We start from the raw sequence: 5,276 nt of genomic DNA on the forward strand, positions 1-5,276 counted from the left end.
GAGCAACAGCGACGGTATCTACTCTTTCCTCTCGCTTCAGACGGGTCCCTACAAGGTGCAGGTCTCGCAGTCTGGCTTCAAGTCGGCGGAGACAACGCTGACTCTCAGCGTTGGTCAGACCGCCAACATCGATCTTGCGCTTGAGATCGGCTCCAGCACTGAGACCATCAATGTTGAGTCTGCCGGCATGGCCGATCTCGAGACCAGCGATGCGACCATCAGTTACACCGTCGGGACCCGGCAGGTCAGCGATCTTCCGCTGAACGGCCGTAACCCCTATGGTCTGGCGGCGCTTTCACCCGGTATCGCGCCCGGTGGTGGCTTCGGACAGGGTGTGAGCCAGACACGCGGCGCCGTGGTGGCCGCGGGTACGAACAACTTTGAATCCAACGGTGGCGCCGCCGGTTCGAACGAGATCTTCTTTGACGGCGTGCCAGTAACGGTCTGCTGCCAGGGCCAGCCCGCGCTTACCCCTTCGGTTGAGGTGGTCGATCAGTTCAAGGTCATCACCTCAGTGCCTTCGGCGCAGTTCGGGCGTTCTTCCGGCGGCATTCTGAATATCGTATCGAAGACCGGCACCAACCGGATCCACGGCACGGCCTATGACTACCTGCGCAATGAGAAGCTGGATGCGGCGCCATACTTCCTGAAGTACAACAACACACCGCCGATCCGTGGGCGTAACGACTTCCGCGCGCCGCACAAGTTCAATCAGTATGGCTTCTTCCTGAACGGTCCGGTATGGCTGCCGAAGATCTATAACGGCCGCGAGAAGACCTTCTTTACCTTCGGGTGGGAGGCAGCGCGTAACGTGCTGTATAACGCGGTGACGACAACTGTACCCACGGCGTTGCAGCGTCAGGGTGTGTTTAGTGAAGCCCCCGGAATGATCTACGATCCGTACAGCACCAGCGGAAACACACGTCAGCCTCTGCCTGCCGGTTGCAACTCGACCGGATGCTATGGCGCTGGCAAGCTGGTGCAGAACATCAATCCTGTCTCGCAGAAGCTGCTGCAGTTCCTGCCGCTACCTAACCTGTCGGGAACAAGCAACAACTATGTTTATGCCAACCGCACCAGCGACCAGGTAGATCAGTTCAACTTCCGCGTCGACCATAACTTTTCCCCATCGCAGCGCGTCTTCGTACGCGGTACGCGCGATACGAATACACACCACGAGAACGACCTCTTCAATCAAGCGAATGGTCCCAGTGGCATCAATCAGACCTTGCGCGCCTATTTGTTTGCGGTTGGTGATACCTGGACGATTACGCCGAACCTTCTGTTGCAGACCAACTATGGTTTTGCTTACCAGAAGAACTTCCAGATTCCTCAGAACTATACCGGCTACAAAGCATCTGACTACGGTTTTACAAACCTCGATTCGCAGCAGCAGCTTCCTGGTCTGCCATTTGTGGGCATCAGTGGCTATGCCAATATGTCACAAGCGGCTAACACTAACCGTTGGGAGCACTACAGCCACTTCCTCGAATCGACAGCAGTGTGGCAGCACGGCAAGCACACCCTGACCTTCGGTTACGATGGCCGTCTCATCCTTGAGCATCAGCAGAGCGCCGGCAACGGTCCAGGTTCTCTCTCGTTCGACACGACGCTCACGAATGGCCCCAATGTCACCAGCGCGGCGGCTTCTAATCAGGCGCAGTTCGACTCCTTCGCGGCCTTCCTGATGGGAACCTTCACCAGTGCCTCGATCGTTCGTCAGGTAAAACCGGCATATGACTCCTGGTATCACGCCATGTATGTGCAGGAAGACTGGCGTGCGACTTCGAAGCTGACGATGAACTTCGGTCTGCGTTATGACCTCGAGACCGGATATCGTGAGCGGCATAACCAGTGGGCTGACCTGGACTTGTCAGCATCGAACCCGCTTTCGAGCTCAGCGCTGCCGTTCACGGGCGGAGCGCGTTACCTCGGCAGCAATTTCCCYGACCGTACGTGGAAGACGTCCTACAACAAGTTCGCCCCCCGCATCGGCCTTGCCTTCCAGGCGACCAATAAGACGGTGTTGCGTGCAGGCTATGGCCTGATGTATCTGCCGACATCGCAGCGCTTCTATGGCACAGGTACGCTTGGCTACTCGCAGCAGACACAGACGAACTTCACCAGCACCAGCGTTCCTACGACCACAATTGCAAATCCATTCCCATCGGGTGTGTTGCTGCCTGCGGGACCGAGTGCCGGTGTGACTGCCGGAACGGGTACCTCTGTCAGCGGCGCAATTTATAACAATCCATTGCCGTACTTCCAGCAGTTCAACGCAGGTGTCGAGGAGCAGGTCGCCAATGGCGTCGTGGTTCACCTCAACTACGTCGGCAGCCACGGTGTGCACCTGCCCATCAACTACCGGCCTAACGATCTGCGCGATCAGTACTGGGGAGCTCCCGGTAGCCAGTCGCAGATTGACTACCTCAACGCATCGGTAACGAACCCGTTCTACGGCAACTCGCTGGCGGGGCCACTTGCGACTCCCGCAACGGTGCAGCGGGTGCAGTTGCTCTCGCTCTATCCGCAGTACACACCGAATACCGGGATGTCGAACGGTTCCATCACGGTTGCCCAGATGGGAATCGGCGCCTCCATCTTCCATGCGGTGCAGGCGTTTGTCACCATCCAGCGCTCGAAGAATCTTTCGGCTACCGTCAGTTACACCTTCTCGAAGTTGATGGGAAATACTTCACCCCTGCTAACGGGATTCCTCAACGCGAATGGAACGCCTGGTATCCAGAACAGCTATCACATTCAGGATAAGGAGTGGTCCGTGATGGCCACCGATATCCCGCATCGCATCGTTGCAAATGCCAATTACTCGCTGCCGTTCGGACGTGGGCAGGCATTCGGCGGCAATGTCAGCGGATGGCTGAACCAGGTGATCGGCGGATGGAAGCTCAACAGCATCGTCTCAGTGCAGTCGGGTTATGCGCTGGGTATCACGCAGACGGGCGGTCAGGCTTACTCTGGATCTCGTCCCTTCTTCGTCTCCGGCACTGATCCGCTTACCTCGGGCGATGTCCGTCAACGCCTTGGTGGTAATGGACAGACGCAGAGCTACTTCAACCCCAACGCCTTCCGCAAAGCAACTGCCTTCGAGCTGGGCAACGTACCTCGCACCTCCGGACGCATGCGCAGCCCAACCGGTTTCCAGGATGATCTGTCGCTGTTGAAGGACTTTACCATTCACGAGCGTCTCGGGCTGCAGTTCCGCTTTGAGGCCTTCAACCTGCTCAACAAGGTGCAGTTTGGCGTGCCAAATACTCAGGTCGGTTCGTCGACCTTCGGAAACATTACGTCACAGGCAAACTCTCCGAGGAATATACAGACGGCGTTGAAGCTGACGTTCTAAGCAGCCCGTGCATTCGTTGCCCCATTCTTTTGCGAAGCAAAAGAATGGGGCAACGGGAGTATCGGTTCCGAATTGTTTTAGTTACTGCACTTCAACCTTGGCTGACCAGAAGAAGCTCTTCTGATCGGTTGCGCCCAGGACAGTTATCTGGCATTGGTACTCGCCGGGTTCAAGCTGGTCCAGCGGAATCGTCATGGCGATTGGGGTCGTGTGCAGTTGTGTGCTTCCGGCGTTCGATGCAATGACCGTCGGTGTCTGCATGGCAACCTCCTGCTTCCCATCGTGAGTACGGAAGAAGGTGGCATAGGCCAGCAGGGGCTCTGGTGGAGTAGTGCCCTGCTGGTAAGCCTGCAGAAAGATGGTCGCCGGTCGCGCATGGTGGAAGACGCGCGTGACCGAAGGGATCAGCTTCTCTCCGCCCAGCATCAGCGGATTGACGGCATCGTTCTTTGCCTGCTGCTTCTGTTTTTCTACATTGAACAGAGCCTGTGAGGCTGCCACACGCTGGCTGCTCAGAACCACAGAGCTTATGGCAAGGCGTTCGACCTGCTTGTTGAGGTTCGGCACTGTGAAGTTGGCCTGGTAGGTTCCAATGCGTCCGGTCTCATTGTCGCGGGCGAGGAACTTGATCAGATATTTGCCGGGCAGCAGCGTGAAGCCGGCGTCGTATTGGATCGGGCGGCGAGCCAGCTCCTGTGCGGTGGAGTCCGAGAGCTTGATGTCGACAGAGTCACGCAGGTTCTGCACGGTGGAGCCGTAGCTGTCCTTTACTTCGCCGATGAAGTCAATCAGCGTATGCTGCGAGCCGCGCTTCTTAGCCAGCGCCAGCTCGCGTCCCGGGATTTTTACGGCGATGGGGACGAAGTATTCGGCACGGTTGAGCTGGAAGTAATTCACTTCCATCGCGATGGTGAGGTCCGTGACCGGGTCAGGCTGCATCAGCGCATCTTCAAGCTGGCGCTCTTTGTCTGCAGTATTGAACTTGGAGTAGTCCTTACCGGCATAGTAGCCCTGGCGGTATTCGAGGGTAGCTTCCTGTCCGTTGTTCAGCGTGATCTTGATGCGGCGGAACTTGCCGTCCTTCTCTCCATTGGTCGTGTAGTAACCGAGGAGATAGTAGCTGGACATGGCCTCCTGCGCGTTGCGGATGCCGCGGGTGAGATCGTTGTTATCCAGCAATGCCTTTCCGCCCGTGTCGGAGGCCAACGCATAGAGGGTGTCCTGCGACTGGACGCGCATATTGGTGACCGAAGTTGCGGATGCTCCGGTGTACATGGCCAGTCCGCCTGGTGAGCTTTGCGTGGCATCGCCCATGGGCGGAGTGGCGACCAGGCCGCGCGCATCGATCGGCCAGAAGGAGACCCCTGCACGGATGGCTGCGTTGGTGGTGGCATGCATCTGTGCCTGGTTGTTCAGGCCATTCAGGCTCAAGCCCGAACCGAAGTAGAGCAGCGACTTCTTCTCACTCAACCGTCCCAGCATCTCGGCGGCAGTCTGCAGAGCTGCGAGCTGGCGGTCGGTATTGAAGATGTTGAACTCGGCATCGTCCTGTCCGAAGGCTGCTCCGGGATCGGAGGTGTCGTCGCCGGAGTTATCGCCTGCCATGCCCTGACCCTCACCGACAATCATGGTGCTCAGGATGGAGAGGAGGCGGTTACGGTCAGCAGAGAAGTCCTGCAGTACATCCACGGAGCCGCCGCCGTAGCGCAGGAGCGCCACAAGATCCTCCGGAAGCATCTGTGTGCGAATGAATTTTTCGGCAGCCTGCAGGGCTCGCAACTGGTCAGGCGGCGACATCGATGTCATATCGAAGTACATCGCCAGCAGGCGATGATCGCGATACTTCGGTGTCCCAGCGGACTCGGCGGCGATCTGCGTGCGGCTGAGCTTGTCGTAGATCTTTATCTTCTCGTCG

At 57.8% G+C, this 5,276-nt stretch carries 2 protein-coding genes; one reads left to right on the top strand and one right to left on the bottom strand.

The features are described 5' to 3' along the window. Window positions 1-3,361: TonB-dependent receptor domain-containing protein (locus tag AB4043_RS13510; RefSeq protein ID WP_442307271.1), on the top strand; the 3,361-nt coding region annotated here is incomplete at its 5' end. A gap of 81 nt (window positions 3,362-3,442) precedes the next feature. Here AB4043_RS13510 and AB4043_RS13515 read toward each other — a convergent pair. Further along, window positions 3,443-5,276 (bottom strand): VWA domain-containing protein (locus AB4043_RS13515; protein ID WP_442307272.1); only part of this gene is annotated, 1,834 nt, incomplete at its 5' end.

The organism is Terriglobus sp. YAF25, from assembly GCF_052113305.1.
Classification (GTDB): Bacteria; Acidobacteriota; Terriglobia; order Terriglobales; family Acidobacteriaceae; genus Terriglobus.